A 5,593-nucleotide genomic window follows, 5' to 3' on the forward strand; every position below is an offset into this window, starting at 1 on the left:
GTTAAAAGGCTCAGGCCCCGACACTGTGTGTCGGGGCCTGGCTGTAATGGTTGTCCGGCGGTGACCTACTCTCCCACACCCTCCCGGGTGCAGTACCATCGGCGCTGTGGGTCTTAGCTTCCGGGTTCGGGATGGGACCGGGCGTTTCCCCCACGCTATGACCGCCGTAACCCTGTGTCCGCGCCCCTGGTCTGTGTAGAGAGTCCYGGGGTGGGAAATCTGGTGGTTACAACTTGTCCGCTACCGCCCGTGGYGGGGCGGTGGTGGTGTTGTTATTCAGTTTTGGTTCCTTCWAGCAACGTGCCCGTGGCGGGTTTGTTGTTTGGGAACCACATAGTGGACGCAAGCAGTCTTGTTTCTTTGTACTCCTYTGCTGGTGTGAACGTCTTTTGAATCCGTTCACGCAAAGGAGTGTGTGGTGTAAGTTATCGGCCTATTAGTACCGGTCAGCTTCACGAGTCGTTAGTCCTCGCTTCCACATCCGGCCTATCAACCCAGTGGTCTGGCTGGGGGCCTCTCACACACAAGGTGTATGGAAATCTCATCTCGAAGCGAGCTTCCCGCTTAGATGCTTTCAGCGGTTATCCCATCCGAACGTAGCTAATCAGCGGTGCACTTGGCAGTACAACTGACACACCAGAGGTTCGTCCGTCCCGGTCCTCTCGTACTAAGGACAGCCCTTCTCAAATTTCCTGCGCGCGCAGCGGATAGGGACCGAACTGTCTCACGACGTTCTAAACCCAGCTCGCGTACCGCTTTAATGGGCGAACAGCCCAACCCTTGGGACCTACTCCAGCCCCAGGATGCGACGAGCCGACATCGAGGTGCCAAACCATGCCGTCGATATGGACTCTTGGGCAAGATCAGCCTGTTATCCCCGAGGTACCTTTTATCCGTTGAGCGACGGCCATTCCACAATGTACCGCCGGATCACTAGTCCCGACTTTCGTCCCTGCTCGAGATGTCTCTCTCACAGTCAAGCTCCCTTGTGCACTTACACTCGACACCTGATTGCCAACCAGGCTGAGGGAACCTTTGGGCGCCTCCGTTACTTTTTAGGAGGCAACCGCCCCAGTTAAACTACCCATCAGGCACTGTCCCTGACCCGGATTACGGGCCGAAGTTAGATGTCCAAAGTGACCAGAGTGGTATTTCAACGATGACTCCACCCGAACTGGCGTCCGGGCTTCAACGTCTCCCACCTATCCTACACAAGCCACTCCGAACACCAATACCAAACTATAGTAAAGGTCTCGGGGTCTTTCCGTCCTGCTGCGCGTAACGAGCATCTTTACTCGTACTGCAATTTCGCCGAGTTTATGGTTGAGACAGCGGGGAAGTCGTTACTCCATTCGTGCAGGTCGGAACTTACCCGACAAGGAATTTCGCTACCTTAGGATGGTTATAGTTACCACCGCCGTTTACTGGGGCTTAAATTCTCAGCTTCGCCTTGCGGCTAACCGGTCCTCTTAACCTTCCAGCACCGGGCAGGAGTCAGTCCGTATACATCGTCTTGCGACTTCGCACGGACCTGTGTTTTTAGTAAACAGTCGCTTCCCCCTGGTCTCTGCGGCCCCTGCACGCTCCGGACAGCTTGTGTCCATCACGATGGGGGCCCCCCTTCTCCCGAAGTTACGGGGGCATTTTGCCGAGTTCCTTAACCATAATTCTCTCGATCGCCTTAGTATTCTCTACCTGATCACCTGTGTCGGTTTGGGGTACGGGCGGCTAAAACCTCGCGTCGATGCTTTTCTAGGCAGCATAGGATCACCGAATCCCCCCATACGGGGGTCCCGTCGGGTCTCAGGCATCATGAACGGCGGATTTGCCTACCGTTCGCCCTACATCCTTAGACCGGGACAACCATCGCCCGGCTCGGCTACCTTCCTGCGTCACACCTGTTAATACGCTTGCCTCCCAGGATCAGGTCCCGCGCTCCACCAAAACCCTCACACCACAAGGGTGATCGGGCAGGTCTCGGGCGGTTAGTATCCCCTGTTCAGCATGGGCGGTTTTTCGCCGGTACGGGAATATCAACCCGTTGTCCATCGACTACGCCTGTCGGCCTCGCCTTAGGTCCCGACTTACCCAGGGCAGATTAGCTTGACCCTGGAACCCTTGATCATTCGGCGGACGGGTTTCTCACCCGTCTTTCGCTACTCATGCCTGCATTCTCACTCGTGTAGGCTCCACCGCTGGTTTACACCGCGACTTCACTGCCCACACGACGCTCCCCTACCCATCCAGACGCCTGAACCACAAGGGCTTAGCTAATATCTGAATGCCACAACTTCGGCGGTGTACTTGAGCCCCGCTACATTGTCGGCGCGGAATCACTTGACCAGTGAGCTATTACGCACTCTTTTAAGGATGGCTGCTTCTAAGCCAACCTCCTGGTTGTCTTCGCAACTCCACATCCTTTCCCACTTAGCACACGCTTAGGGGCCTTAGTTGGTGGTCTGGGCTGTTTCCCTCTCGACTATGAAGCTTATCCCCCACAGTCTCACTGCTGCGCTCTCACTTACCGGCATTCGGAGTTTGGCTGACGTCAGTAACCTTGTAGGGCCCATTAGCCATCCAGTAGCTCTACCTCCGGTAAGAAACACGCAACGCTGCACCTAAATGCATTTCGGGGAGAACCAGCTATCACGAAGTTTGATTGGCCTTTCACCCCTACCCACAGCTCATCCCCTCCATTTTCAACTGAAGTGGGTTCGGTCCTCCACGACGTCTTACCGTCGCTTCAACCTGGCCATGGGTAGATCACTTCGCTTCGGGTCTAGATCACGCCACTGCAACGCCCTGTTCAGACTCGCTTTCGCTACGGCTTCCCCACACGGGTTAACCTCGCGACGTAACACTAACTCGCAGGCTCATTCTTCAAAAGGCACGCCGTCACAACTACAAGGTTGCTCCGACGGATTGTAAGCACACGGTTTCAGGTACTGTTTCACTCCCCTCCCGGGGTACTTTTCACCTTTCCCTCACGGTACTGGTCCGCTATCGGTCATTAGGGAGTATTTAGGCTTATCAGGTGGTCCTGACAGATTCGCACGGGATTTCTCGGGCCCCGTGCTACTTGGGATACTTCCCAGGCGGCACACTACATTTCGGTTACGGGGCTCACACCCTCTCTGGCCGGCCTTTCAAGACCGTTCACCTATGCACATGCTCTCACCCCRCTGTCCCGGCAGAGACAGAACGGAAAGTCCCACAACCCCGACCATGCAACGCCCGCCGGCTATCACACATGGAACGGTTTAGCCTGATCCGCGTTCGCTCGCCACTACTGACGGAATCACTATTGTTTTCTCTTCCTGCGGGTACTGAGATGTTTCACTTCCCCGCGTTCCCTCCACGCACCCTATGTGTTCAGATGCGGGTCACCAGATCACTCGCGCGTCTGGCGGGGTTTCCCCATTCGGACACCCTGGGATCACAGTCCGGTTATCGACTCCCCCAGGCTTATCGCAGATTCCTACGTCCTTCTTCGGCTCCTAATGCCAAGGCATCCACCGTGTGCTCTTAAAAACTTGACCACAAAAGATCAAGGAGTAATTTTCGAGAGAACCATGAAACCGTCCCCACACCCGAAGGCATGGAACCAGATCCAGGTTCATATTCTTGGAAATTGCTTCTTATAAAAGATGCTCGCGTCCACTATGTAGTTCTCAAACAACAACCCCGTACCACACACCCCACACACCCGGACCCCCGAAAGGACCCACACARTGCATGAAACGCTGCAGCCGGGAAACCAGAAACACAAGTCCCGGAAGAAAGTCACCCTCCCCCCGGTCCTGTTGTCTCAGGACCCAACAGTGTGCCAAACACTAAACCGCACAACCCGGGCCCCCACCGTTCCAGGACACTCAAAAGCATCCGTACTGGGCAAGGACCAAACCATGCGGCCGCTATTTGCTGATATTCCACCCGTGAGCACCCGCCGCAGAACTTACGTCTGCGCAACGGGCGTACTCCTGACAACCCCGACACACCCACATACATGAGGCACGGTGATTGTAGGCGCTCCTTAGAAAGGAGGTGATCCAGCCGCACCTTCCGGTACGGCTACCTTGTTACGACTTAGTCCCAATCGCCAGTCCCACCTTCGACAGCTCCCTCCCACAAGGGGTTAGGCCACCGGCTTCGGGTGTTACCAACTTTCGTGACTTGACGGGCGGTGTGTACAAGGCCCGGGAACGTATTCACCGCAGCGTTGCTGATCTGCGATTACTAGCGACTCCGACTTCATGGGGTCGAGTTGCAGACCCCAATCCGAACTGAGACCGGCTTTTTGGGATTAGCTCCACCTCACAGTATCGCAACCCTTTGTACCGGCCATTGTAGCATGCGTGAAGCCCAAGACATAAGGGGCATGATGATTTGACGTCGTCCCCACCTTCCTCCGAGTTGACCCCGGCAGTCTCCCATGAGTCCCCGCCATTACGCGCTGGCAACATGGAACGAGGGTTGCGCTCGTTGCGGGACTTAACCCAACATCTCACGACACGAGCTGACGACAACCATGCACCACCTGTGAACCGGCCCCAAAGGGGAAGGACTGTTTCCAGCCCGGTCCGGTCCATGTCAAGCCTTGGTAAGGTTCTTCGCGTTGCATCGAATTAATCCGCATGCTCCGCCGCTTGTGCGGGCCCCCGTCAATTCCTTTGAGTTTTAGCCTTGCGGCCGTACTCCCCAGGCGGGGCACTTAATGCGTTAGCTACGGCGCGGAAAACGTGGAATGTCCCCCACACCTAGTGCCCAACGTTTACGGCATGGACTACCAGGGTATCTAATCCTGTTCGCTCCCCATGCTTTCGCTCCTCAGCGTCAGTTAATGCCCAGAGACCTGCCTTCGCCATCGGTGTTCCTCCTGATATCTGCGCATTTCACCGCTACACCAGGAATTCCAGTCTCCCCTACATCACTCTAGTCTGCCCGTACCCACCGCAGATCCGGAGTTGAGCCCCGGACTTTCACGGCAGACGCGACAAACCGCCTACGAGCTCTTTACGCCCAATAATTCCGGATAACGCTTGCGCCCTACGTATTACCGCGGCTGCTGGCACGTAGTTAGCCGGCGCTTCTTCTGCAGGTACCGTCACTTTCGCTTCTTCCCTACTGAAAGAGGTTTACAACCCGAAGGCCGTCATCCCTCACGCGGCGTCGCTGCATCAGGCTTGCGCCCATTGTGCAATATTCCCCACTGCTGCCTCCCGTAGGAGTCTGGGCCGTGTCTCAGTCCCAGTGTGGCCGGTCACCCTCTCAGGCCGGCTACCCGTCGTCGCCTTGGTGAGCCATTACCTCACCAACAAGCTGATAGGCCGCGAGTCCATCCAAAACCACAATAAAGCTTTCCACCCCCCACCATGCGATGAGGAGTCATATCCGGTATTAGACCCAGTTTCCCAGGCTTATCCCAGAGTTAAGGGCAGGTTACTCACGTGTTACTCACCCGTTCGCCACTAATCCCCGGTGCAAGCACCGGATCATCGTTCGACTTGCATGTGTTAAGCACGCCGCCAGCGTTCATCCTGAGCCAGGATCAAACTCTCCGTTGAAGTAAAACAGACACACCATGCAACCCCGG

General features: G+C 56.0%; 3 rRNA genes. All 3 read right to left on the reverse strand.

Going from position 1 to position 5,593, the window contains the following annotated elements:
* Nucleotides 1–52 precede the first annotated feature (52 nt).
* Nucleotides 53–169, reverse strand: a 5S ribosomal RNA gene (gene rrf / locus AC1DBD_RS17640).
* 246 nt (nt 170–415) lie between these two features.
* Nucleotides 416–3,539: ribosomal RNA gene (locus tag AC1DBD_RS17645) — 23S ribosomal RNA — on the reverse strand.
* Nucleotides 3,540–4,037: 498 nt separating this feature from the next.
* Nucleotides 4,038–5,564, reverse strand: a 16S ribosomal RNA gene (locus AC1DBD_RS17650).
* The 16S, 23S and 5S rRNA genes sit together here, the layout of an rRNA operon.
* Nucleotides 5,565–5,593: the final 29 nt, after the last annotated feature.

It is taken from the genome of Arthrobacter sp. 10T419 (assembly GCF_056394105.1).